We start from the raw sequence: 24,473 nt of genomic DNA, 5'->3' as shown, positions 1-24,473 counted from the left end.
AGGAACCAGCAGCCATCGATCAGCTCGCCAGGTCCATGAGCGTCCGTTGTGTTGCGTCGGCACCGTCGATGATGTTGACGAGCTGCCCCTGTTTGAAGATTGCGATCCGGTCGCTGAGCTGGATGATCTCGGGGGCCTCCGAGGAGACCACGAGAACGCCATTGCCCTTTGCGGCGAAATCCCGCAGGAACGCGTAGATCTCCTGCTTCGAGCCTTCGTCGATGCCGCGCGTAGGCTCATCGCAGATCAAGAGCCGCGGGTCGGTTAGCAGGCAGCGCGCCAGAACGACTTTCTGTTGATTTCCACCAGACAAGGTCTCGACGGTGACGTCGGGCGAGGCCGACTTGATGCGCTGTGAGTCGATCATGTCGCGCACGGCGCTTCGTTCCTTGTCGCCGCGGATGAAGCCGCTGACTGCCATGAGGGCGAGCGACGAGAGCGTGATATTGTGGGCGATCGACGCCGAGAGGACGAGGCCGCTGTCTTTGCGGTCCTCCGTCACCATGGCCATACCGCGCCTGATCGCTTCCTTGGGGCGGCCGGGTCTCACCTTGTCGCCGTTGAACATGACCTCTCCGCTCGTGGGAGAGTGAAGTCCGAAAATCGTTTCTAAGAACTCGGTCCGTCCGGAGCCAAGCAACCCATAGATGCCCACCACCTCCCCCGACGCGACTTCCAGGGAGATGTCGCGGAAGTGTGATCCGCGTGCCAAGTTCGACACAGAAAGGAGGATCGGAGCGTCTTCTAGAGGTTTACCCTTCTCCACCAGCTTCACTTCGCGACCAACGATCTGTGTCACGAGGTGGCGACGATCGATGTCCTTGATGTTTCCCGTCTCGATGAACCGGCCGTCGCGGAAAACGGTGTATTCGTCCGCGATCTCGAAGATTTCGGTGAGCTTGTGGGAGACGTAGATGATTGCGGAACCGCGCGCGGTAATCTTGCGGAGCGCGTTGAACAGGACATGGACTTCATGTTCGCCGATTGCCGAGGTAGGCTCGTCCATGATGACGATGTGAGCGCGGTAGCTCAGGGCCTTCGCGATCTCGACGAGCTGAATCTGCGCGAGGCTCAGTTCCCCCATCTTTGCGCGCGCGTTGACTTCGAAACCGAGCTCGTCGAGAAATGCCTGGGCGTCCCGACGCATTTGACCGAAGTTCACGAAGGCCCCAAGTCGCTTAGGTTCACGACCAAGATAAAGGTTCTCGGCGACCGTCATCTCCGGAACCGGAGAAAGCTCCTGCGTGATGATCGCAATGCCATGGCGTAGCGCGTCCGCGGCGCTCTTGAAGTCGACCGGTTCGCCGTCGATTTGCACCGTACCGCCGTCGCGGCGCAGCAGACCCATTGTTATGTTCAGAAACGTACTCTTCCCCGCACCGTTGCCGCCGCAGAGGGCGTGTACCGTGCCAGCTTTGAGAGTCAGCCTTCCGTCGACCAGCGCGGGGACGCCGTTGAACGACTTCTGGACTCCTTCGGCCTGGAGAAGAATGCGAGCCGCTGGCATCTGCCCGCCTTCAAAGAGCTCCTGCTGTGCGCTCGCCTCAACCATGATATGACGTCATACCTTTGAAAGACTACAAATACGCCACTGGCTGAGCGGCGCCATGTCGGATCGTTTTACTTACTGTCCAATCCCAGGATCGTCCGCGCCTCCGCGGGCGTGGCGGGCTCGCGTCCGACTCTTTGGGCGATCTCGACCGCATGGGATATGACATCTGCGTTCGTGGGCGTTCCAAGCTCGCGATACGGGTAGTCGCCGATGCCGATGGCCATATGGCCACCCAGTCGGCAAATCGCTGGCGCTATGTCCAGCAGGTTTCCCCCCAGGCAGTTCACCGTCCATTCGATAGGCCTGTCCTCGGGCAGAAACGCAAGGTGCGCCATCAATCCGGCCTCCGTCGGCGGATGCCCGGTGATGTAGCGCCCTCCCGTCAGATGGAGCAGGAAGTAGGCCGGCCCCGCGACCAGACCTGCATTCATCAAGGCGATCGCCCGCCGCGTGAATCCGACCGACCACGTGACTAGCTTTGGCTTGACGCCGGTTTCTGCCAACCTCCGGGCATAATGCATCAGACTTTCGGTCGTGTTGAGATAGAGCCGCTCCGGGTTTTCGAACGCGGCCCGCTCAGGGTCCCAAAGCTCGAGGTTCGCCGATCCTGTATCGATCGGAGCAATGTCGGGCTTCGTCGCCGGATCCAGCGCCAGAGTGGCCACCGTATCAATACGCTTCTTGGCGTCCGAATCATTGGAGATGAAGCCAAGGGTTGGGAGGATGAGCAGATCGGTCGCCGATCTGACTTTGCGGATGATTTCGGCGTTGGCTTCGACTGTGTTCGTCGCCCCCCCATCCGGAGTTCTCGCATGATAATGTAGGATCGCCGCACCTGCCTTGCGGGCCGCGACCGCGGCTTCCGCGATCTCGTCGGCGGTGTACGGGATGTTGGGGTTGGATGTACGCGACGCGTACTCGTTGACCCGCGCTTCGAATATGATCTTCTTATGCATTTCTGATTCCTACGCCGCGACCGAACCGACGGTGCCCTTCAGGGCGCGCATGAAGAAGTCGTCGGCACCGATCTGCCCTCCCTTGAGCATGACTTCGAGGCCGTCGATTTCGGCGTCGCCTGGCGCGTCAAGACGGCAAACGTGGCAGTTCTGCACTTCGTCGAAAACCGCGATCTCAAGAGCTTCCGCACCGACCGTTCTGACGGCGTAGCTGGAGCTGTCCCCGCCGGAAAAGACGATCCGCGGCAGGGACACGGCGCGCCTCACCGTACGGGCAATGTCGCAATAGATCGCTCCAAGGCGCTCCGCTGGAACCTCGCCGTCGACCACCCGGCCAGACTCTCCACGGGCGGTGTAGATCACGGTGGGGCGACCTCGGTCGAGACCTTCAACCGCTTTCAAAGCTGCTTCGCGCGCAGCCGCGGCAGCTTGCTCGCCTGAAGCGATCTTTGAGACGTCGAGATGAATGGTCTTCCAATCAGCAGCTTCCACAGCAGCGATCTGGCGTCCAGTCTGAAGGGCGCAGCTGCCGGACAATACGAGCAGTTTCTCGACTCCGGGTATCTCGGTCTTGACGGGCCTGGACCTGGACAGGAGTCCCAACCGAGCCCAGAGCGCGCCAAGCTGCTGCGCCAGACCTTGAGCAGCAAGCGCGAAAATCGGCTGCGTCGAAGCCCTCGCCCACAACAAATCCGCGACCGCGGCCAGGTCGTCATTTTCGACGCCGTCGAAAATGACTCCCGCTCCGTCCCGGAAAGACTTGAAGACAGATTCGTCCATCTTGGTGCGGTTGTGGATCATGGGAAGTGTGACATTGACGAACTCCTTGTCCGTCTGCCCGGCCAGATGCATGCGAAGATCGGCCTCGCGCATCGGCGTTTTAGGATGGCGGCACATACTTGGATGACGGTCTAGCCGCTCAATCCTGCCTGCGAAGCGCGCAAAATGATTTCCGAAGCAGGTGTAGCGTCCGAAGTCGGGGGTGGCCGCGAGCACGGGGACGTCACGTTTTCCAAAGTGGTTCGCGGCGCGGTCGAGCACGGCACCATAACTTCCGACCGTCGGCGACGAGTCGAAGGTCGAACAGATTTTGTATTGAATGAAGGCGCTGTTCAGTCTGGCTATGATCGAGAAGGCGCTATCAAGTTCGGCGTCGAGCTCGGCTCCCGACAGCGCCCGGGCGGTGCCCGCGAAACCGAGTACATCGTAATGTTGGGAATCGGCGGCAACCTTCTCCGTAGCGGGACGCGCCAAGTACAACTTACCGTTGACGCCGTTCCGATGGAACTGCGCCAGGTTCTCTGACGAACCTGTGAAATCATCGCCGTAAAACACGGCTTTTAACTTCGCAGTTGAAGGCACGCTAATCTCCCACACTCCCGGTCGAGGAAACCTACCTCCTCACCCCAACCGGAGCTCTACTCTTGACAAGACTCATAGAAGGAGCCCATAACGCTGTCAAGGTCATACCTCATACCTTATACGTCACATCTGCCAAGGAGGATTGCAATGAGACTGTCGGACCGCACCGCCGTGGTGACTGGCGCAGGACGGGGGATCGGGCTCGCGGTAGCGGAAGCTTACGTTCGCGAAGGTGCGAACGTGGTCATCGTCGATCGTGATTCGAACGTGGCAGATGAGGCCGCGGCGCGCCTAGGCGAAAAAGCGTTGGCGGTTCGCGCCGACATTTCTGTCGACGAGGACGTCGCCGCTATGGTGGAGAAAACAATCGAACGGTTCGGCACCGTCGACATCTTGGTCAACAACGCGGGCGTAGGTGCAACCACGTTGTTCCTCGAGAGCACGAGAGAAGAATTCGAACGCGTCGTTCGGATCAACTTGACTGGGACATTCCTCGTAGCGCAGGCGTTTGCACGGATCATGGCGGCCAAGGGATATGGGAAAATCATCAATATCGCCTCTCTGTCCGGTCAGAAGGGAGGCGTCGGGCGCTCCGCATATGGCGCGTCGAAAGCCGGCGTCGAGCTCCTCACCAAGGTAATGGCGGTCGAGCTTGCCGAATCGGGGATCACCGTCAACAACATCGCGCCCGGCCCCATCCTCACAGAGGTATCCAAGGTCATGCACACGGTCGAAACCCGGGAGGCGTATCATCGGCTCGTCCCGCAGCGCCGCTATGGCGAACCGTCAGAAATCGCGGACGCGGCAGTGTTCTTGGCGAGCGATGAGGCAGCCTACGTCACCGGGCACACGCTCAATGTCGACGGCGGCTTCCTTGCTGCGGGGTTGATGTTCCCGTTCGATCCGAAGGTCTCCAAGCGGCTGGGACAAATCAGCGAAAAAATTCCGATACCCGCTGGCCGTCCGTAGTCGGGTGTTTGTCGCAAAAGGCAAAACGCGGTATGACCTCGTACCTTCCTCATTTATGACCGGAGCGTGACTAGGAATGCTGTCTGTTGATGCAAAGAAAATCCCAAGCAGGTTGGATATTGCACTCGACTACATCACAGGCGAGATCGCTAATGGAAACCTCGCTCCCGGCGACAAACTTCCGAACGAAAAGGAGCTGGCCCAGAAGCTGGGAATAAGCCGGACACCAATCAGGGAGGCGATCAAGACGCTCGCAGTATCGGGGATCGTAGATACCAGGCACGGATTCGGCAATTACATCCGCAAGGACGAAGGCCTTCCGGCAATGCCACTGGCCATGTTCAAGCTCTACCTCCAGAGTTCGACCCCCGAAATGCTGATGGAACTGCGATACATCTTCGACCGCAACTGCTCGGAACTCGCTTCGATGAGGCGCACGGACGAGGACCTTACTGTCATGAGAGAGTGCATCGACCGCTTGAAGAGACTGTCGGATGACGCGAACTCGCCAATCGAGGAACTCCTCAAGGCCGACCTCGATTTCCATCGCGCTATCTACAAGGCAGCTGGTAACCCACTGATCGTGGTGATCGCCGACTTCGTTCTGAAAATGGTCGCGCCGTGGGTCCAGAAGTCGCTTGAGGTCAGCGGCAAGTGGCGCGCGGTCGGACTTCATGAGCGCATGTACGAAATGATTCGCGACAGGAAGACGGGTGACCTCAGCCGCGAAAGCGTTGAAGAGAACATGGAGCACTTCCGCACGTCGTTGTTGAAATGACGTGTTCCCTGCGAGCTGATGCTGATATTCAGTCTAAGTCAGGGGTGCCTGTTTTCGCAACTGCCCCTCTGATTACCGATCAAGTGGAGGCTTTAGGCGATAATGCGCTCGCCGCTGCGGGCGGCTGCTGTAACGGGGCTGGAACAGCCGCTTCGTTTCGTCTTCTTTAGCACCTTTCGGCCCATCGGCTTGTCGGTGACGAAGCCGCCCATCCTCCACTTCGTTCGTTGAGCGGCCGGCCGAGTGGCCCGCAATCTGCTCATACTGGCACCCGGGGTGATCGGTGCAATGGTTGCCGGTCTCGACCAGATCGGCCCTGCGTTCGATTCTGCTGCTTCCCAGGCGGCCAGCTCTGCTGGCCGAGGCAGCCATTGTGGAATTTTCCGAATGATCGATTCCGATCTCCAGAATAGCGAGACCAGACTTGGCGGCGTTTCGGGATCGCTGCTATGCTATGTCGAGCCTGGGATGCGCTAGCCGCGGCAGGATGAATACGCGCAAGACGGCCTAATTGGCCGCTATTGACCGCAGTGACAGGACCGCTATCGCAATAGTCTTGCCGAGCCTTTATTGCTTTCAGCGACAACCAGCCCTATGCAACGACACGTCCGCGACTGTCTTTCAAACCACCCGGAGAGTTTCATGACAGAAGAAGCCGACAACACCTTCGACGTCCTCATCGGACTCACCGCAGATGTCGTCTCAGCCTATGTTTCCAACAATCCGGTCCCGGTCGGTGAGCTCCCTGCCTTAATCAGTCAGGTGCACGCGGCACTCAAAGGGACGGCTGGCGGCGGTGTTTCGGCGGAAGAACCGGAGGTTCTCAAGCCTGCCGTATCGATCAGGAAATCGGTGACGCCGGAGTACATCATCTGCCTTGAGGACGGCAAGAAGTTCAAATCGCTCAAGCGCCATCTGTCGACTCGCTATGGACTGACGCCGGACGAATATCGCGCCAAATGGGCTCTGCCGGCGGATTATCCCATGGTCGCGCCGAGCTACGCCGCTGCCCGCTCGGCATTGGCCAAGACGATGGGTCTCGGCCGCAAAGCCGGCAGTGCCGGAAAAGCCTGATACGGCGAAGCGGACCCGCAAGGAGGTCGCGGCTTGATTCAGCAATCGAGCATTGTTCTGCGGCGCGCAGCTGAGGCGGGGCTTATTATCACGCCTTCCCTTCAACCGCTTGGCTTCACGCGGGCTTGCAGCAGTCTGCTGATCAAGCCGTCCGGTCGAGCTCTGTTCTCGTCTGCTCTTCTCGTGCGGCGTCAGACCACCGTCATTCTATCGCGTTCATCGGCTCTTGCCAGCCAGGGGAAAATTCAGCCGGCTTTGCTGACTGCCAGCTGAGGACTTGCCGGTGCCGCGGTCCTGTTCGATTTCATAGTTGATGTTCTGGCCATCAGCGAGGGTGGAAAGCCCCGCTCTTTCAACGGCGGAAATGTGGACAAAAACATCCTGACCGCCATTGCCGGGCTGGATAAACCCAAATACCTTGGTGCTGTAGAACCACTTCGCCGCTCCCATATGCGTCTCCTTTGTAACCATTGCAATGTGGGCAGGTCGTCAGGCTAGTCCCGATTGATAGCCGAAACTTCTGCGCTAGGCTTAGCAAACAAGAGAAATCTGGAAGGCGCAGACCGGCGGCTTCAACGACTCATGCGCCGTCCACGGTCCGCTCGTAAGGGGCTAAGGTGACGACACGCTTTACGGCCCGATGCGATACCCGAGACAGGCGGAGCAAGAAGGCAAGAGCTACCGGGCACGCAAGGAGAAGGTGATCGCTTGGGGCAAATTGGGACTGTGGACGACGACGTTATCGGCCGTTGGGGCCTCGCCGGTTCAGACGGAAGCTGCCCGTCCGCCTTTCCCGCGACAGGTCCACCCGACCCAAGGGATGCCCGACTTTTCGCGAGAGGTGGTCCTATGCAAAAACCATATGTGCGCAGTAGATGTCCATTCGGCCGCAAAGGCCAAGAGCCTCTGGGGAATCGATATTGCCGCTGTTAACGACTTTGATCCGCCACCTCAAATCGCCTGACCTGTTTGCCCGCCTTGATCACCTGCCGGCGCTGGCCAGACCAGTCAGTGAGCGCACATTTGTGGTCCTCAACCCGTCGACGGGCAAACTGCTGGCAGAGCTACCCGATATGGGCGCCCAAGAGACGAGTGTTGCTGTCGCCAAAGCCTATAGCGCGCAACCCGGATGGGCGGCATTGACGGCCCGTGAACGGAGCGACGTTCTGTGGCGCTGGCATCAATTGATTATCGACCACGCCGATGACCTTGCCGCGATATTGACGGCGGAGATGGGCAAGCCCCTAACTGAGGCGAAATCAGAAGTGGCGCATGCGGCGGCCTACCTTCAGTGGTACGCCGAAGAGGCCAACCGAGTCTATGGCGAGACGATCTCGGCGCCATCGACGGATCGTCGCTTGCTGGTGATCAAGCAGCCGATCGGCGTGGTCGGCACGATCACGCCATGGAATTTCCCGGCGTCCATGGTGGCGCGCAAGATCTCGCCCGCCTTGGCGGCAGGCTGCACGATCGTACTGAAACCCGCAGAACAGACCCCGCTCGTGGCGGGTGCAATGTTCGCCCTAGCGCATCAGGCTGGCTTTCCCGAAGGCGTGGTCAACCTGATCTACGCGTCTGAGGGCGACGCCGTAGGACGCGAACTGTGCACAAACCCCAGGGTGCGCAAGATCAGCTTCACCGGCTCGACCGAGGTTGGACGGCTGCTCATGCGCCAGTGCTCGGACCAGATCAAGAAGGTCAGCCTCGAACTCGGTGGCAACGCGCCTTTCATCGTCTTCGACGATGCCGACCTCGATGCGGCGGTCGACGGTGCGATCCAGGCCAAGTTCCGCAACGCCGGCCAGACCTGCGTTTCCGCGAACCGCCTTTACGTCCAATCGGGCGTTCACGATAAATTTGTCGACAAATTCGTGGAGCGGGTTCGCCAGCTTCGGGTTGGTGACGGTTTCGATCCAGGTGTCGCCGTCGGCCCGCTGATAGATAGGCATGCGCTGACCAAGATAGAATCGCATATCGCCGATGCCGTCGCAAAAGGCGGTGCAATTCGCTGCGGGGGCGCACGCATTGGCAAGGAGGGTACATTCTTCCAACCGACGGTCCTCACTGAAGTCTCCAGCGAGATGACGATTGCGCAAGAGGAGACATTCGGGCCGCTGGCCCCGATCATTCGCTTCGACGATGCGGATCAGGTCGTGCACGAGGCAAATGACACGATCTATGGCCTGGCCGCCTATTTCTATGCCTCGAACCTGCAGCGTGTGTGGCGTGTGGCCGAGGCGTTGGAATATGGCATGGTGGGCATCAACACCGGACGCATGTCGTCGGAAGCGGCGCCCTTCGGCGGGGTGAAGCAATCCGGGATTGGGCGAGAGGGTTCGCGCCACGGGCTCGAAGACTACCTTGAAATGAAATACCTCTGCATGGGCGGCATCTGAAGCATCTGCATACAATTCGCATGGGCTTGTGCAGGCGATTTCGAAGATGTGAACCATAGTCGCTTCACGATGTCCGTCGGCTCCGGACTCGCCGTCGCGTTCTCGCCTCGCGCTCAGCTTCGCGCCGAATGTGTGCCGCGCTTACGGGTTTTCACCCGTCATGTGCATTATAACAGGCCCTTAGCACAGCTTCGTGAATCGGGTCCCTGCGGTCTTCCGGCCATCCATTGAGGAAGTTCGCGACCAGGTGTTATCTCCGCCACCGAAGAAAAAAGCGTTGCAGCTCTTGCCGCACTGGCGCGCGGTAGCAACCTGTTTTCCCTCGCGGATCTTCACCCCGGCCGCTGCCAACACATCAATCCCTTGAACAGCAGGCGATGCTGGGTGCTTTATTTCGCAGCACGCCATAGAGGCTCCCAAGCCTCATGAGCTTCCCAGAATAGCCGTGGTTGAAAACGTCGGTTCCACATCGGAACAATCTGAGTTGAGCGATCCTCGACGGCAACAACGTTCACTGCCTCGCTTTGATAACTGTGACCCAAGGGGATTGCGAACCGGATGTGTATATTTGCCTAAGTGGGCTTTTCCCGGGAAATTCTTTCCTGGCACTAGGCGAGGACGTGACAAGGACCCAGCAATCATGAAAGCGCGTTAGTGGCAATTCCAGATGAAGCAATCGTTTGCGCCAGAGTGCCAGCGGTAAAGAAATATCTTGCGCTGCGCCGACAAAATGCGCTCATGGAGCCATTCCCCCATGGCCACGTGCGCAGGGGGGCCCCTCTAACACGCCCGGTAGACCGAGGGAGGCCTCAACCCAATGAGCAGGGTGGCGCACGAAGATGCGAGTTCGGCTTCGTCAGCGACATTTGCGCCGCTCGAGAATGCAACCTTTCGTTCGATCTGGCTTGCCACCCAGGTCGCCAGCCTCGGCTGGCTAATTCAAACTGTCGCCATCAGTTGGCTGATGGCAACCATCTCGACCTCGGACGTGATGGTTGCCCTGGTTCAAGCTTCGACCACGCTGCCGGTGTTCGTCCTGTCGATCATCGCCGGGGCCCTTGCGGACAATTACAGCCGCCGCAATCTCATGTTCGCCGGCTGGTGCGCGATAGCGTTGTCCTCGGCGATGCTGACTGTTCTTGCGGCGATGGGGATTTTCAATCCATGGATGGTTCTCGCATTCAGCTGTTTAGCCGGAGTAGGCGCCGCCTTCACCGATCCTGCTTGGCACGCCTCGGTCGGCGATATTTTGCGAAAACGCGAAGTCCCAGCCGCGGTCACGCTCATCTCGGTTGGATACAACGCCATTCGAAGCGTCGGCCCGGCGCTTGGTGGCATCGTCGTTGCCTCGTTTGGACCTCTGACAGCTTTCGCTGTGGCGACACTGACCTATGTAGCGCTGCTGTGGACCATAGGGCGACGCACATGGGGTGTTCGCGCTTCTCCTCTCCCGCGCGAGCCATTGACCACTGCCATTCATGACGGAGCGCGCTTCACGGCCCTGTCTGCGGAGATCATGGCGGCCATCGCGCGAGGAGCGCTTTTTGGCCTGACCAGCATCTCCATACTCGCGCTCCTGCCTCTCGTCGCCCGCGATCAACTAGGGGGAGGACCAATCGTTTATGGTGTCCTGATGGCTGGCTTCGGGACGGGTGCGTTATGCGTCGGCATTTGCAACAATGTCTTGAGGCGGTCTCTGTCCCAGGAGCGCCTGACAACACTGGCATGCATTGCCTGTGCGGCGTGTTGTCTATCCCTTGCTTTCACTTCCTCAGTGGTGGTGGCGGCTATTGCGCTGGCGCTCGGCGGCGCGGGCTGGGTCGTCACCTGGACGGGGCTTGACGTGAGTATCCAATTGGCAAGCCCAAGGTGGGTTGTTGGTCGCACGCTGTCAATCCATTATGCCCTGTTGTCGGGCGGTATCGCTGCCGGCAGTTGGCTGTGGGGCTCAGTGGCTGAGAGCTATTCGCTTACCACAGCCCTGGAATCTTCCGCTGGTGCGCTCGTTATCGTGGCGGCCACCGGCTTCCTGATGCCTATCCGTCAATGGCAAGATTCTGATCAGGATCCTTTTGGCTTCGAAACGCCGCAGCTCGCCATCGACCTGAAGCCGAGAAGCGGCCCGATCGTCGTCAAGATCGAGTACGCAATACCGGAGACGAACGTCGAAGCTTTCCTGGACCGGATGCAGGAACGGCGGCGAGTGCAAAGGCGCGTCGGTGCTCGGCACTGGAACCTCCAGCGCGATCTCCAGGATCCTTCGCTTTGGACAGAAACCTTCCGCACGCCGACCTGGATGGACTATCTGCGCCTGAATCATCGCCTGACGACCACGGACAAGGCATTGGACCAACATCTGCTTGATTTGAACATGGGAATTGCGCCTCGCACCAAGCTTTCGATTGAACGACCGACCGGGGCAACCCGCAAGCGGGATCAATCGGCGCGATTTTTCTTCCGGCTGTGAACGTGGGGGCTATTAGGCTTCGAGAGCGAAGCGACATGACCGCCTGTGGTCTGCGAATGGTTGGAAGAGGTCAAATCGAGGTGAAACAGTTGTTGCGCAACACCCATGGGGCCGTGGCGCGGGTCCTCCCGGCCACGAAGCGTTCATACTGTGAACTGCCGTTACAGGCAACGATCGCGGACGCCAAGGAATGGCTCTTTCCAAGTGCTGCCAACGCAGCCGCCGGCTTTGCGATCGGCGATCACGAGTTTGACGGACGTCGTTGCTCGATTCCCACGGAACTGTCATGAATTGGCCGCTAACGCGCGCTTCCTTGGGGAGCGATTCATGAGTGGACGAACCGCAAGCGCATAGCGACGCCTACCGCCTCGAGCGCAATGGAAAATGGTCGCGCCACACATCTTGCGATTTTCTATTCGGTGGCCGAAGCATTAGCCGTCTTAGGCTGTATGGGCGCCTCGGCAGTCTTACCCAGATCGGCATAGCGCTTGACGAATCTGGGCCGAAAATCGCGGCGATCGCGGCTCACGCGCAGGAAGTGCGCGACCGCAGCTTTCCGGCGGCCGAGCATGTTTTCGGCGATGCGGGCGCCAGCACTCGTTGCAACCCGTCTTCTATGTAGCAATGGCCTCAACGCTTTCCCCCGCGGGGCTGGGAACTCTCATTGTTCGAGACCACGGTCTGCGAGCACCCGGTGCATGACCTCGCGTTTGATCTCGCCAGCGATTTCGTTTCGAACTTGGGCTCCGAGCACCCGCTCGGCATCCGGGTCGCCCAGCATACTATGCTCGGCCATTCGCTGATCCAAGCGGCTTTGAAACTCTTCGCCCATGGCTTCGACCAGCCGATCTTGCATCGCTTCATGTTCTTCCGGAGCGATGCGCCTCAGCACCGTCTCCCAGGGTTGCCAGCGGGTTGCCATGTAGTCGGTGAACTGGTTCGCTTCCCTCTCACGGACCAGGTCCAGCGCCCGCGCCGCATCATCCTCGCTTACGTGAGAGACCGCCAGGAAACGCATGTCAGGGGCGACGTGACTGAGCTCTAGCGGGTCGCGCAGCCGATGTTGATAGGCCAAGTAGATTTCGATGTCGTCCACGTTCGGGTCGTCGCTGACGAGTACGTTGATCCTGTCGCGTGCGATCTCGTCTAGCGCGTCCAAGCGGAACGCGACACGGCCGCGCTGGATCAGTTCGCCAAGCCGATCATCATACATCCCGTCCTCGACGTCAGAATTGAGGCGCGCGGTCTGCATGCCGTTCCAGTGCAAGGTAACACGATCCTCGCAGGTCGCGTTGGCCTCGGAAGCTTGTGCAAAAAACTGCTCACGCAATCTCGGATTGGCCGCCGCCTGCCGCAAATCGTGAGCCACTGCCTGCCGAAACTCGTCATTACCGTAGTTCACAGTGCCTCGTAACCGATCCAGGAACTGTGCGTAGTCCTGGGCGCCTGGCTCATCCGCAAAGTGCTGCCATTCGCCCAGCGCCGACGTGTCCTCCGCGAGCCAATGCGCGGCAGCCTCATATAGCGATTGCTGCGCAGGCTGCAGCGGCGCTTCAGCCGCCACCAGATTAGCGAGGACGTCGTCCGGCAGCGGGTTATCCGAGAATTCGAGGTTCTCTAAATGCGGGTAGCTGAGACTAAGATGCGGCACGAGACCCTCAAGAAGATCCTCAGGCAGGCTGGTCAGCCGATTGCCGCTAAGATTGAGCGATTGGAGCGTGCTCGGAAGACGGTCATGGAGGTTGGCCAGTTGATTGCTGCTGACATCGAGTTCAATGAGCCCCGATGGGAGAGACTCGGGCAGGTTGGTCAGCTGATTGCCACTAACCGCGAGCGAGGTGAGCCTGCTGGGGAGAGCGTCTGGCAGACTACTTAGTCTGTTGCCGTTTGCGTTCAGCATCTCGAGCCCAGCTGGAAGGTTGGCCGGCAGACTGGTTAAGCTGTTATCGGCCACCTCGAGCTGAGAGAGCGTCGCGGGAAGAGCGTCCGGCAAACTAGTCAATCGGTTGTGGCTAATGAAAAGACGCTGGAGACCAAGTGGAAGCCCAGCGGGCAGGTTGATCAGCTCGTTGTGGCTGGCGCGCAGTTCCAGCAACCTTGGCGGCAGCTCGGCGGGCAAAGCGGTCAGGGAGAGGCTGGACAAATCTAGCGAATGCGAGGCCGTGTTGTCGGAAGCCCTAATTCGTGCGCGCGCCTGTCGCCGGTTCTCGGCATCGCCCTGCCCCTCTTCGACAACCCAGTTGTCCAGGATCTGCGTGCGCGCGGAGGTGGGCGTCCGGTATCCCGTCAAGAATTCGACCCAATCCGCCACGGCTCGGGTGACGCCGCGGCTGTAACTTTCCTGCTCGCCTTCTTCAGAAGGCGCCGAGGAAGAACTTGCGCTCCGCTGTGCCTGTCCTGTGTTCATCAATACCTTCTCCGTCGTCGGAACAAAGTAGTACGCCCGCCGCTCCTCAAGGCCGCGAAGCAGGTGGTTCCGCAGCGCATGACATTCGAGAGCATGCATGTGGCTGCGGCTCCCGACCCCAAAGCGAGCCCTACGGTTTGCACGAATCTGTTGTGGCAAAATGGATCGATACTTCTGCGAGGCTTCCTGCCATGTCGTTGACCAGATCCGTCTGCGGGCCCGTCAACATGGAAGCGCTCTGCTTCTAACAGGCCTACCTGTCGAAAAGCTGACGAGTGTTGACGCCTGAGTAATTCTCCTCAGAAGTGCCGTTTGAATATTCCCCAGTTGCTCGGGATCGCGGTCGCCGGGTGCGCCCTGGAACCGGCGGCGAATCGCCACCCAATCCTGCTCTGCCCCGAAAAGAGTAAGCGGAGCGCTGGTCAAGCTTGGAGACGTCGTACTTCTCTACTCGTCGACCTTTCGACAGTGGATGTCAGCGATTGCCCTTGGGCAGCAACCGGAAGACGGTTCGCCGAATTGCCGGCGGCTTGGAGCCTCTAGTGGACAGGCCGGCAAAGGTTGGAATGGCAGACTGCCGCCGGTTACGGCAGACGTCCGTGGGCATAGTTGAGAACAAGCTGGCGGCCCGCGGCATCATCGTCACGCATTACAGCCGTCCCGGCTAGCTATCCCTGCATCGACCGCTGTTACCTTTACAGTGCCGCCGCAGGTCAACGCGTTTCCTCAGCCAATCCGACATCGCCCGCGGCGATCACTGTGGAGCGAAGAAACTCAACCCGCGACTGATCGCGCACTTGTAGGCCAAGCTGTTACCTTTTTTCTCATAGCTTGGCATGTTGAATACGACCATGGTGAATTCGGCGTCACCGTCAGACCGAATTCGGTAGCGAAGAAATTGAATAATGGGCTTACCGTCACGATCAATCGTAAAGTGCTGATCCGCAAAAGCAAGGGTGCCGTCAGAAGTGATCCTATACGCATCTATGCGAATGCCTCCTCGCGTCTTGGTGGGCGGCGTATCGCCAGTCGCTGGAGTACACAAACTTAAATCGACAGTAACATCCACTTGCTTGCCGGTAGTCAGCGCAAGCTCAATCTCGGGAAGGCTTGCTAGTATATGACTGCCATTGGCAGCATTTGCAGTCGTAGCCAAAAGTATCCCGGACAGGGCGAGTAGCATAGATTTCATAGATGGCTCATATATAGTAACGTTGAGAAGGGAAGGCTTACCGACGCTATTGGGGCCAATGCCGATTGCTTTCGGCAGTGACGATAGCGATCTCGAGGCGCATGGATCATTCCAACAAGGTCGGCATCGGCGCGGCGCGGCGCGCCCCGCACAGCAAGTGCTCCTCAAAGCCTTCCCACTTGGCATGTCCCAACTGCTGCCGTTGCATGGCGTAGTTCGTCTCCCGCCATGCCGGATGCAATAGACTGAAATTAGGTACGTCCACGCTAGCCTCACGTTTGTAGATCACCGAGGCGCAAAACTACTCGGGCAAGCTTTCAAGAAGCTGACGAGCCCCGCCCTCTGGCCCCGCCGCGGCGCCCGGCGTCGCAACAACAAGCGTGATTGGCACATAGTTGTTGGTCAGCAACCTCACTCTGCCAGGCCCCAGGTCGCTGTCCACCACCGGTTGTGGGATCTTGGATTGACCAAACGTTCGGACGATCGAGAAGCGCTGCGCCGGCATCGCTGTTCAGAATTGGGCAGCGGAGGAACCTACCATTGGGAATTGCAGCGTGGGAAAGCGCTCCCATGCGGAACCCGGCCCATAGCGCAGTTGCGTCCCCGAGCGCAGCACCCTTTCCAGCAGAAGCCCGAGCCCGTCAGCGAAACCAGGGTGCGGAACGGATCGGCGTGACCGTGCCGGAACAACTGCCGCTGACGACGCCCGAGCCGAACGAAAGATAGCTTTTGCTGGGACCGTAGACCCCCATGCCGAGGCCCATCGCCTGGCCATCGTCGGCGCGCTGCGGCGGCGCGCCTCGAAACGGTCGTTGCGCGCATAATCGGCGATTGCCAACATTGGGCGCATAACGACCCGCTAGGCGGGAGGGCGAAAGGCTGCCCAGCTTGGCTGCGCCCACAAAACCTGGACAATGCCAGGCTACAGCAAAGTTGTGAAACCCACGAGCATCTACCAGAACAGAATTAGCCTTGCGCTAATATTTGCCTTGAGAGATGCTGGCCTCAGCCGTGGGAGGGCTGGGGGTATGAAAATAAAAGCATTGCTGGCACTCTGTGCCGCTGCTGCGCTGTGCGGCTGTCAAACTAGCAATCAAGCAGACTATTTTCAGATCGGGTATGGGCCGAGCTTCGACGTCGCCCATGCACAATGCGAACTGCAAAAAAGGTCGGTCGACCAAGGGTATATTGCCATCGGGTCGCCAGGATTTGTCGCCGGCGCCGGGATTGGCAACGCTCTGGGAAATGCAATTGCCGAGGATAATTTCATGAAGAATTGTCTCATCATTAATGGCTGGAAGCGTGCGCCGCATCGACAAGCGGGGGCCGCAGCAGCGTCGATCGCGCCCGGGGCACCAACTACGCCCTATGGGATTGCACGCGCGCCTGGCAGCTGGATCAACACCTCGCTGTTGGACTGGAAGGATGCGAACAACAAATGCGTTGCTGGTGACAAGGCGGCTTGCGCCACGCGAGCGGAACTTGGAGCGAAGCTGAAATCAGCCGGCATCAATCCCTCCGCGGTATAGGGGCGACGCAATGCGAAGGCAAACCTCTGCGTGCGTCGCGATCGTCACCTTGAGTGTTAGCGGCTGCACGGCCGACTACCTCAACAACTACGATACCGTGACCTTGGCGGCAGGCGACTCCACACGCCAGAACCAACTTCTGCAGACGGTCGACCCGTTCAACCCCAGCAGTAACAACACGAAGATCGAGGGCGACGGGCAACGGATGACGGCTGTCGTTCAAAGATACCGCGGAGCGCCGCAGCTGGCATCTACCGTACCAAGTAACGGCCCCGATCTGGACTGCGCCGGTGGTAGGGGCAACAACCCGGTTGTCCAAGGGCCCGTTGCGGTCGGCCAGTCCGACCCCAACCGCCTAGACGGTGATCATGATGGCGTGGGTTGCGAGAGATAGGGGAACAAAATGAAACTCGGAATCCGCAGACCAGGCATTAAACGCAGCATTGCGGCCCGGACATCCGTCAAGCGAATGGTAAAACAGAGACTCGGCCTGAAAGCTCCACGCGGAATGGGATGGGTCACCGACCCTAAGCGAGCGGCTTACAATCGGGTTTATAACCGCACCACCACCGTCAGCTTCTGGAGACTGCTCAAAAGGCTGTTTAGAAGCAGATGAAGCAGTTCGACGCCAAACACCCTCGCGCCAGCCCTTGGCTAAATGTGCCGCTTCGCCTTGTCCTGGTAACTGTAGCGGCGGCCGCCGCCCTGGTGACGCAATTTGTGATGCACAACACCGGTTCGCTGCCGGAGATCAATCTGCAAAACCTGATCAAGCCGAAGCCAGTCGCAATTGCGGGGGTCGCCTCGGTCATCGATGGCGATACGATTGAGGTGCATGGTCAACGAATTCGTCTCAACGGGATCGACGCGCCGGAGAGCCGCCAGTACTGCGATGACGCGAAGGGGTTCGAATATCCCTGCGGCCGGCGTTCCGCCCAAGCTTTGGACGAGTACCTGGCTGCCTCCACGACGGTTCATTGCTCATTCGTTACATGGGATCGCTACGGGCGTTTCGTCGGAGATTGCGCGCGATCCGACGGCGCCAACGTGGCGGCGTGGATGGTCGAGCATGGGCAAGCTCTCGATTGGCCCAAGTACAGCCACGGGGAATATGCGCCGCAACAATCGAAAGCCGAGGCTGCGAGGGCCGGTTTGTGGAGGGGGTCTTTTCAAACACCGTGGACTGGCGAGCACAACACAATGAAGACGTGCCAACAACGGCCCCGCGTTCGGTTTTCGGCGGTGGAAATGCCGCCTGCAACATCAAGGGCAACATATCGGCCCGGGGCGAACGCATTTATCATATGCCCGGACAAAAATATTACAGCGCCACTCTGATCAGCCCAGCCAAGGGGGAAAGGTGGTTTTGTTCGGAAGCCGAGGCTGTCGCAGCGGGTTGGCGAAGATCAAAGCGCTAACTTCTTCGGACGGGACCACTTTTTGGGACACCCTGTTCGGTCGCTGCGCGCAAACAAAGCAGCTGACCCGGGTTCTTGAATTTGGTTCGTTCATTCGCGTTCTCGATCAGACGAAAAGGGGAGCGGGCGAAGTCATGTCTGAGGGCTCTGTCTGTCGGCTTACTCGAAGGGAAGGCAACCCGCCGGGATCGTAGTAACGATATTTCCATCTTGTGGACCGCTTTGTCCCGTTTCAGAGAATTTCCTGATGCAAGCCCAGCAATTAAATGGCAGGGTAGAATGGGAGAGTAAAAAGGCGGGGGCGCCGGGTGAATACAAGCATGAGCCAAAAGCTGGCCAGCTATGGCCAGTGGACATACCGTGGCGCTTGGGCGCTTGAGATTACAGCATCTATCATCGGATTGGCCACCGGCTTGGCTTTGGGTGTCCAAGCCTTCGAAGCCAGCCAATCGGCCACGGCAATGGACTTGGTTCTGGCGAGCGCTCCGTTCTTCATTGTCTCGATTGCCGAACTGACCAAAATCCCGATCGCAACGCTTCTGTACAGTGCCTCGTGGTTCTGGAAGCCCGTGCTTTTGATCTTCCTGCTCCTGCTTGCCGGCATCACTTTTGAAACCGTGCTGCTGGGCCTGGAGCGCGCCGGCACCCTTCGTGAACTGCAATACGAGGAGATGGCCGACGAGATCGACACTCTCACCCGGGAAAACGCGAAGCTGACCGCCTCGGACGAAGCGGCAAAACAGACGGATCAGGTTAGTAAAGCAAAGGCCGATCTGGAGGAGGTTGGTACGCTTGCCGACAATGCGCGAAAGGAAATTCAAGGGCGCATCGGCGATGTCGACGCGGAACTGCAGGCAACAACCGCACTGACATCCGAGGCGGCAAAGGCTAGAGAGCAGCTCAAGGATCAGGAGCAAAGGCGCACGGACCTGGTCGCCGAAAGAGACACCAGGGTCAAGCAAGCAGTCGAGGAATTTGAGCGACAAAGAGACAGTTACGTCGAACGGATCAAAGACGCTAGGGAAAGCGGCGACGCGGCATCGGCAAAGCGCTGGGAAGACGAGATCGGAAAGCTCGCCAACCCGCGCACGAAGACGGAGGCAAAGTACGACCCGCAGATCCAAGACCTTGATCAGCAGATTGCGGCCACACGCGTTGAGTTCGACCGGCTGAGGCTTCAAAGCCCCAAGATGACCGATGAACAGAAGCAGGTGCTGCAAAATCGGCGTGCGGATCTGGAAAAGTCACTGGACGAGATTGCGGCCGATTGGGAACGACGGATTTCTCAAGCGCGACAAGATCTCTCCGCGGCGCAGACCGCCGAAGCGGCCGAAGGAAAGGTGCTTGCGGCAAATCAGACGAGACGTGACGAGATTGCAAAGCAGCTCAACGGGCTTGAGAAAAGGCGAATCCCGCTGGCACGGACTGACCAGATCCGGCGAATTGCAGCGCGGTGGTACAGCGAAAAGCCTGAACAGGTAAGCGAAGGCGAGGCAGGAAAGATAGCGGCCATCTGGTTTGGCTCGCTTGCAGTCATCGCCGGGCTTGCCGGACCGATCACCGCGATGGTGGCTCTCGGCCTGCAGCGCATCGCTGCACAGGCTGAATCTCGTTCCGAGAACCGGCTGTCGCGTCTGGTCAGGCGGCTGCTTCTAAGATGGCGCTGGCGCCGAGTGCGCACTGTCAAAGTCCCGGTCGAAGTGCCGGTGGACAGGGAAGTGGAAAAGCGCGTCGAGATCCCGGTCGAAAAAGTGGTGAAGGAGATTCTCTATATTCCAGTCCTCACCGACGATCCAGACGCGCTGCGCAAAGCACTGAACGAGGATTTGCCGGCCGAGGTCGTGGATCTCGTCAAGGTAGCAGCAAAGGGCGGTCGCAAACGTGCTGGTCCGGCATAACACTGCACTCCTCGAAAAGGCGGTCGACTTGGTCGTCAAGCAAGCGGCCATTCCCACTCTGGAGGCTGAAGCTGCAGCGTATGACAGGATGGCTCGCGCTAATGCCTTCCGTAGGATGATGACGGGCGCTGCCGTGGCGGTCGCAGCCGTCGGCATTGGATATGGGGCAGCGCTGTTCTTCGGGCGAGAGATTAAACCGGCAGTCGCGCCAGATAAGCCGATCGAGAAGCGCACCGACAGAATCGATCCGTCCGAGACGACCACACAACCCAAGTCGGACCGAACCAATCCACCTAAGGAAGCGAAGCCGGCCGACCCTCCACCAGCACCGCTGCCCAGCAAGCCTGATAAGGTGACCGAGGATTTCAACAAGTTCCTGACGAAGGAGGTTGACTTCGGGGGTGCTCACTGGACGCTTACATCGGGGCACTACTTCACCGAAGAGAACGATCCCAGCTGGGATCGGGCGTGGTGCTATACCCGTCGGCTTGTGAACGGTGTGGACGTCAACACAGACCTCGTAAACCGGGTGACGCCAACGGCGGCGCCCCAGGCTCCCATCGCGCCACCAGCGACACTCGCATCAGTTGGGTTGAACGATGATTCCGCCAGGGAGCTTGCATCAAAATGTGCGTGGCTGGATGGCAAAACTTTCAACGCGGCAGACTTCGAGCTCCCATCTGGACGAGCCGAAGCGGCCAAGAAACTCATCGCGCAGGATGGTTGGGACGCCATGGGCTTCGATCTGCCGGGGATGCCGCTCATGAGTCTCTCATTCGATCAATGCCAAACCAAATGCGAAGGTGACGAACAATGCCAAGCCATCACCTATGACAAGAAGCATTCCGCGTGCTTCCTGAAAGGCGATGCCTCGATCCTAGTCAGAGCTCCGGACGCCGCCATGGCGGCAAAGCCCGCAGTCGCGAGCAAGGTGCAGTATTCCAGCCTCGTCTTCTACAAGAATACGGTTGTCGTGGGCGATTCCTATTCGAACGAGCCCAGCAACTATGCCAGTTGCGTGACCGCGTGCGCAGTGGACCAGAAATGCATGGGCTTCAATTTCGATAGCCCAAATAACATGTGCTCGATGCTGGACCAGGTGTCCTCGCTCTCTGTCTTCAAGGGCGTGGCTTCCGGAACGAAGGCTGCCGGCAACTAATGAGCCGACGCACGTAAGGCCGCCACCAATGCTCACGATTCCATTCGAGATGAGGTGTGGCCGGGTATGGCCCCGATTGAGCAACACCCACGAGCGCGTTGTCGAGGAAGTGGTCTTCCGGGACATAGTCCGGCGGGGAACGGAGGTCCTCCAGACCCAGTTGTTGCGCTACGTTCGACCCCCATACGCGCTGGCAATTCGATACCCTGAGGGCATGACGCGCGCGAACGCCCACAACCATGACAACCCGGCGGCCGACACGGTATATCGTTCCCCTTCCCCATGAGTTCGCCGAGCACATTCTGAGCTCGAGACCCTGATCTCATACCTCGAGGCTGAGAGTGAAGCCGCCGAGCCAGCTCGTCCACAGATGAGGCCTAAGGAATAATACTTGCCATTGCTGAACTCCGCTATAAGGCGCGAGGCCTCCATAGGATCGCGCAGATGTTCTTGGGAAACCCTGCGGCTCATTTGAGCCGATGCCCGTGTTCTAATTGCGACTGACGGGGCATTTGCCTCGATCATCTGTCGCGGCCGATGCATAGAGCATGGTCTTGGTTGACACGGAGGCGGCCCGGAGGCGAGCTGTGCGGATGCGCTCCTTCAGCTCGGAAAGCAATAAGGTTTAACGTCTTGCTGGGGCGAGAAAGGTTTCGGCCACCACTTGAATTTTGCACGATGGCGCGGGAAAGCATATGAAGCAACGCTGCAAGAATGGCGCCGGCGGGATCGGCGCCGGCCGGGCAAAGCTGCCAGGCATCGCGCAAGGCGGCAGTACCTGAGCGCTCGGCGAGCGGCATGCTCGCGGCGGCAGAGCGAAGCGCCAGCCGCTACCGCCAGGCCCCGGCCCATGCAGGTTGCGCCCGCGCGAGGCTCTCGAGCGCGCCCAAGCGGCGCCGGCCTCGAAGGCGGTCGGCCTCATGTAACGCGCCGCCGACGGCAAGCGCCCAGGCCGGTACGGCAGGCGGCGCGGCTGGACTGGCGGTCGCGGGATCGAGGCGTATCATCATTTTCAGGTAAGCGCTCGTGCGCTTTTCGCCACCATCTTCGCGCCAAAACGCACAGCCTGTCGGGGTTAAACGAATGATAATGTTGCCCATTTAGTCGCTCAAGGCCTACCTTTGCTCAGATAAGTTAACTGGTTAACTAGAGGCGACGCCGGGGGGCGGTTCTGTGCTTCAAATCACGAAACACTGGGCCCACTTCTTCGCCTTCCAATCGTCCAGGAAATCCCCTCCGCACGCATGACGCCGGAAACCTCCTTGCGAACGTGCCGCTCGAGCACCGGGCGCCATGGAACGAGCGTGAACTCGCGCGACTTCTCGATCACCGCGTATTTGCCGCTTGCGAGCTCGACCGATCGGCGCAGTGTCCCTTGGACCTGACTTCCAGGCTTGGCCTCGGCATAAGCCAGCCCGAGCTCATCAGACAGCTGGCTGGCAACTCGGTTCATCTCACGCTGGCGCAAGATCGAAATCATGTTGGCGCGATAGACGATCCGGTCCTGCTCTTCATGCGCGAGGCCTTGCGCGATCAGCCACTGCCGACGGCGGGCTTGCGCCTCCCGCACATCTCGGCCGAACCCGGAATTGCGTAAGGTCTCCGGCGTGTCGGAAACCAGCTCGTGGTCGAGCCAGGAGGCTCCGTCAAAACCGACCTGCCGCTCCAATGGGATTGCGGAGAGCTTGTCGACAAACACGGGCTCCACCTTCGCACGCCGACGCTCGTATTGTGTGACACTGTCGAGATGATCCGGCGCGATTATCCAGGTGCCGTCCGGCTGGCGCTCCACGCCCCCGGTCACGCGGCGGATCGCTTCGAGCCGCCGGACATGGGTTTCGGCGAAGCGTTCGGTGGCGGAGGGATCATGCTTGAGGTGAATGTCGATTGAATAGCGACCCCCATGGCCAGCGGCGATGTCGGCGATCGCAAGATCAATCTGCCTGGGCTCGGCGCTCCTGGGCGTGACACGCACGATGCAGCCGTCGGGCGTCGGCTCCGTCGCCCCGCCCCTGCCGATATCGATGTAATGACTTTTCCCGTCCAGGCCGTCGACGACGAGGTAATGCCGGTCACGGATTTCGTCGGCAAGACCGCGCGCGACCACGCGACCGACAATAGTTGCGGTCGGCGCTTCCGCTCGATCATGCACAGCGTAATCAGCCGCACTGCGGGCGGATTCCTTGCTGGTCAGTTCGCGATGCATGGTCTTGATGATGTCGCCGCGCTCGCCGACCCGGCGCAACGTCACCTCAATCTCGGCATCGAGGCGCCAGAGGCCCGAGCTCACCTCCTCGGCAAGGCCCATCCGCTCCAGCTTGCGCAGGCGGCCCTGATGCAGCGTCTGGCGAAAGGCATCGCGACTATACGGCGAGAGATGTCCATCGCCGTCGCGCATGCGCAGCAGCTGCCGGTCGATGCTGGTGAAGCGTTCCTGCTCCATCTCTTGGCGCAGGCGCTCTTCAATCTCGCGGTCGGTGCGGGGACCAAGATCGAGGTTGACCAATTCGGCCGCGCGCTCGCGCAGGCCAGACGAGATGTAGTCGCGCGCGATGACGAGATTCTCGCCACGATCGTCCTTGCCGCGGACGATGATATGCGTGTGCGGGTGGCCGGTGTTGAAATGGTCAACGGCAACCCAGTCGAGTTTCGTCCCCAGATCCTCTTCCATCTGGTCCATCAGCCGCCGCGTCAGTGGCTTGAGCTCGTCATACTCGATCCCATCTTCCGGGGCGACGATAAAGCGGAACTGATGCCGGTCGCCATCGGCACGATCGAGGAAGTCTTTGCCACTCACGCGGTCGCTGTCGGCGCCATAGAGCTCACCAGGCTCGCCTTCCCGGGTAACACCATCGCGCTGCAGATAGCGCAGGTGGGCGCGCGCGCCGTCAGCACCCTTCCCGGCCAGCTTCACGACTCGTGCCTTGACCATCACCCGACGCTGGCGGAACGCGGCATGTCGATCGCGCGATCTCAGCACCGCTGCAGCCGGCCCGCCGCGTCCTACGCGACTGCCGGTGAAGCGGCCGCCACGGCCAGTCCTGCCGCCGGCGCGATTGATTGCGGCGCGCAACTGGCCGACGAAGCGTTTGCCAGCCTTCGAGCCGCGCGAGCCGATCTTGCCCAGCCTCGGCCGGAATTCATCATCTTGCATATAGCCTCCGGCTAATCTTAAGCTTAATCAGTGACTTGCGGCAATCATCTCTCCTTACGCAGGAGACAGCCTCCGGAGAAAACGATGTGCAGACAAACATTTCGCCGCCTCTGGGAGGCTGTGTCTTTATCTTGCCTTCCGCGATCGGCCTTCTCCCCCGCC

At 59.7% G+C, this 24,473-nt stretch carries 16 protein-coding genes and 2 pseudogenes; 11 read left to right on the top strand and 7 right to left on the bottom strand.

All coding sequences use genetic code 11. The annotated features are described in order from the left end of the window. Positions 1–19: 19 nt before the first annotated feature. The 3 genes from AC0YKC_RS26235 to AC0YKC_RS26225 all read right to left on the bottom strand — a co-directional run bounded on the left by AC0YKC_RS26235 (position 20) and on the right by AC0YKC_RS26225 (position 3,870). Positions 20–1,552, bottom strand: a complete 1,533-nt coding sequence (locus AC0YKC_RS26235; RefSeq protein WP_488513178.1) for a sugar ABC transporter ATP-binding protein — start codon at positions 1,550–1,552, stop codon at positions 20–22. A gap of 68 nt (positions 1,553–1,620) precedes the next feature. Next, positions 1,621–2,508 carry a beta-keto acid cleavage family enzyme gene (locus tag AC0YKC_RS26230; protein WP_488513177.1) on the bottom strand — a complete coding sequence of 296 codons (888 nt, stop codon included), beginning with the start codon at positions 2,506–2,508 and terminating at the stop codon, positions 1,621–1,623. A gap of 9 nt (positions 2,509–2,517) precedes the next feature. After that, complete coding sequence (locus tag AC0YKC_RS26225; RefSeq protein ID WP_488513176.1) at positions 2,518–3,870, bottom strand: four-carbon acid sugar kinase family protein; 1,353 nt, start codon at positions 3,868–3,870, stop codon at positions 2,518–2,520. Between the two features lie 147 nt (positions 3,871–4,017). Here AC0YKC_RS26225 and AC0YKC_RS26220 point away from each other — a divergent pair, with 147 nt between their 5' ends. The 3 genes and pseudogenes from AC0YKC_RS26220 to AC0YKC_RS26210 all read left to right on the top strand — a co-directional run bounded on the left by AC0YKC_RS26220 (position 4,018) and on the right by AC0YKC_RS26210 (position 6,728). Continuing rightward, on the top strand, positions 4,018–4,839 hold the full coding sequence (locus AC0YKC_RS26220; protein ID WP_488513175.1) for an SDR family NAD(P)-dependent oxidoreductase: 822 nt from the start codon (positions 4,018–4,020) through the stop codon (positions 4,837–4,839). 76 nt (positions 4,840–4,915) lie between these two features. After that, positions 4,916–5,617: a FadR/GntR family transcriptional regulator gene (locus AC0YKC_RS26215; RefSeq protein WP_488513174.1), complete on the top strand. Its 702-nt coding sequence runs from the start codon at positions 4,916–4,918 to the stop codon at positions 5,615–5,617. 642 nt (positions 5,618–6,259) lie between these two features. Further along, positions 6,260–6,728, top strand: a pseudogene (locus tag AC0YKC_RS26210) (Ros/MucR family transcriptional regulator). 179 nt (positions 6,729–6,907) lie between these two features. On the opposite strand, the gene AC0YKC_RS26205 reads toward AC0YKC_RS26210, so the two are convergent. Next, a complete protein-coding gene (locus AC0YKC_RS26205; RefSeq protein ID WP_488513173.1) occupies positions 6,908–7,141 on the bottom strand; it encodes a cold-shock protein in 234 nt (77 codons plus the stop codon). Between the two features lie 425 nt (positions 7,142–7,566). Between AC0YKC_RS26205 and AC0YKC_RS26200 the strand changes: the two genes are divergently transcribed. The 3 genes from AC0YKC_RS26200 (at position 7,567) to AC0YKC_RS26190 (ending at position 12,176) form a co-directional block, all read left to right on the top strand. Then, positions 7,567–9,087 (top strand): NAD-dependent succinate-semialdehyde dehydrogenase, encoded by a 1,521-nt coding sequence (locus AC0YKC_RS26200; RefSeq protein WP_488513172.1) that lies wholly within the window; start codon positions 7,567–7,569, stop codon positions 9,085–9,087. Positions 9,088–9,904: 817 nt separating this feature from the next. Continuing rightward, positions 9,905–11,554: an MFS transporter gene (locus AC0YKC_RS26195; RefSeq protein ID WP_488513171.1), complete on the top strand. Its 1,650-nt coding sequence runs from the start codon at positions 9,905–9,907 to the stop codon at positions 11,552–11,554. Between the two features lie 331 nt (positions 11,555–11,885). After that, positions 11,886–12,176 carry a hypothetical protein gene (locus tag AC0YKC_RS26190; protein WP_488513170.1) on the top strand — a complete coding sequence of 97 codons (291 nt, stop codon included), beginning with the start codon at positions 11,886–11,888 and terminating at the stop codon, positions 12,174–12,176. 39 nt (positions 12,177–12,215) lie between these two features. On the opposite strand, the gene nopM is transcribed toward AC0YKC_RS26190, so the two are convergent. Further along, the gene (gene nopM, locus AC0YKC_RS26185) at positions 12,216–13,961 is read right to left on the bottom strand and encodes a T3SS effector NEL-type E3 ubiquitin ligase NopM (protein ID WP_488513264.1); all 1,746 of its coding nucleotides are present in this window, start codon (positions 13,959–13,961) and stop codon (positions 12,216–12,218) included. A 754-nt stretch (positions 13,962–14,715) separates the two neighbouring features. After that, positions 14,716–15,153 (bottom strand): VirK family protein, encoded by a 438-nt coding sequence (locus tag AC0YKC_RS26180; protein ID WP_488513169.1) that lies wholly within the window; start codon positions 15,151–15,153, stop codon positions 14,716–14,718. A 1,028-nt stretch (positions 15,154–16,181) separates the two neighbouring features. Between AC0YKC_RS26180 and AC0YKC_RS26175 the strand changes: the two genes are divergently transcribed. The 5 genes and pseudogenes from AC0YKC_RS26175 (at position 16,182) to AC0YKC_RS26155 (ending at position 21,157) form a co-directional block, all read left to right on the top strand. Next, complete coding sequence (locus AC0YKC_RS26175) at positions 16,182–16,682, top strand: hypothetical protein (protein WP_488513168.1); 501 nt, start codon at positions 16,182–16,184, stop codon at positions 16,680–16,682. A 612-nt stretch (positions 16,683–17,294) separates the two neighbouring features. Then, positions 17,295–17,783, top strand: a pseudogene (locus tag AC0YKC_RS26170) (thermonuclease family protein); the annotation flags it as partial. Positions 17,784–17,890: 107 nt separating this feature from the next. Continuing rightward, a complete protein-coding gene (locus AC0YKC_RS26165; RefSeq protein ID WP_488513167.1) occupies positions 17,891–18,100 on the top strand; it encodes a sunset domain-containing protein in 210 nt (69 codons plus the stop codon). 320 nt (positions 18,101–18,420) lie between these two features. Further along, complete coding sequence (locus AC0YKC_RS26160) at positions 18,421–19,998, top strand: hypothetical protein (RefSeq protein WP_488513166.1); 1,578 nt, start codon at positions 18,421–18,423, stop codon at positions 19,996–19,998. 28 nt (positions 19,999–20,026) lie between these two features. Then, on the top strand, positions 20,027–21,157 hold the full coding sequence (locus AC0YKC_RS26155; protein ID WP_488513165.1) for a PAN domain-containing protein: 1,131 nt from the start codon (positions 20,027–20,029) through the stop codon (positions 21,155–21,157). A gap of 1,183 nt (positions 21,158–22,340) precedes the next feature. On the opposite strand, the gene rlxS is transcribed toward AC0YKC_RS26155, so the two are convergent. After that, positions 22,341–24,311: a relaxase/mobilization nuclease RlxS gene (rlxS, locus tag AC0YKC_RS26150; RefSeq protein ID WP_488513164.1), complete on the bottom strand. Its 1,971-nt coding sequence runs from the start codon at positions 24,309–24,311 to the stop codon at positions 22,341–22,343. Positions 24,312–24,473: the final 162 nt, after the last annotated feature.

Source organism: Mesorhizobium sp. CNPSo 4661 (assembly GCF_057784215.1).
This window is presented reverse-complemented; position numbering and strand designations above follow the sequence as displayed.

Bases quoted from the DNA above. Each gene is read 5' to 3' on its own strand.
- AC0YKC_RS26235 (WP_488513178.1), bottom strand. From the start codon at position 1,552: ATGGTTGAGGCGAGCGCACAGCAGGAGCTCTTTGAAGGCGGGCAGATG.
- AC0YKC_RS26230 (WP_488513177.1), bottom strand. From the start codon at position 2,508: ATGCATAAGAAGATCATATTCGAAGCGCGGGTCAACGAGTACGCGTCG.
- AC0YKC_RS26180 (WP_488513169.1), bottom strand. From the start codon at position 15,153: ATGAAATCTATGCTACTCGCCCTGTCCGGGATACTTTTGGCTACGACT.
- AC0YKC_RS26200 (WP_488513172.1), top strand. From the start codon at position 7,567: ATGTCCATTCGGCCGCAAAGGCCAAGAGCCTCTGGGGAATCGATATTG.
- nopM (WP_488513264.1), bottom strand. From the start codon at position 13,961: ATGAACACAGGACAGGCACAGCGGAGCGCAAGTTCTTCCTCGGCGCCT.
- AC0YKC_RS26175 (WP_488513168.1), top strand. From the start codon at position 16,182: ATGAAAATAAAAGCATTGCTGGCACTCTGTGCCGCTGCTGCGCTGTGC.
- AC0YKC_RS26160 (WP_488513166.1), top strand. From the start codon at position 18,421: ATGAGCCAAAAGCTGGCCAGCTATGGCCAGTGGACATACCGTGGCGCT.
- AC0YKC_RS26195 (WP_488513171.1), top strand. From the start codon at position 9,905: ATGAGCAGGGTGGCGCACGAAGATGCGAGTTCGGCTTCGTCAGCGACA.
- AC0YKC_RS26215 (WP_488513174.1), top strand. From the start codon at position 4,916: ATGCTGTCTGTTGATGCAAAGAAAATCCCAAGCAGGTTGGATATTGCA.
- AC0YKC_RS26205 (WP_488513173.1), bottom strand. From the start codon at position 7,141: ATGGGAGCGGCGAAGTGGTTCTACAGCACCAAGGTATTTGGGTTTATC.
- rlxS (WP_488513164.1), bottom strand. From the start codon at position 24,311: ATGCAAGATGATGAATTCCGGCCGAGGCTGGGCAAGATCGGCTCGCGC.
- AC0YKC_RS26220 (WP_488513175.1), top strand. From the start codon at position 4,018: ATGAGACTGTCGGACCGCACCGCCGTGGTGACTGGCGCAGGACGGGGG.